The organism is Arthrobacter sp. Dra40, assembly GCF_059091905.1.
Genome location: NZ_JBNHHB010000603.1, coordinates 1 through 273, shown reverse-complemented (window position 1 = coordinate 273; position 273 = coordinate 1). Strand labels below are relative to the sequence as shown.

1 protein-coding gene is annotated in these 273 nt (G+C 69.2%); it reads right to left on the bottom strand.

The features are described from left to right. Positions 1-273, bottom strand: a 273-nt coding sequence (locus AC5RWT_RS38195) for an HNH endonuclease (protein ID WP_494084732.1), incomplete at both ends; no start/stop codon positions are given.

Sequence of the window (273 nt, the reverse complement as noted above, 5' to 3'; positions counted from 1 at the left end):
TGGCGTGGTTGCAGCGCTCGCACAGCCCCTGCCCGTTGGCCAGGGTGGTGGGCCCGCCCTCGGACCAGGCGACAATGTGGTCGATGTGCCGGATCGGTGCGTCGCACCAGGGAGCGGCGCAGATCGCGTCCCGTGCCATGACCATCCGCCGGATCCCGTCGGGGAACTTCCGGGCATTCGAGTCCATGCCCAGCAGCTGCCCGTCCTCGGGAGCGGTATACAGCCGCCGGATCCAGACGTCCTCCACGCCGCCGATTTTCAGGTTCCGCAGCC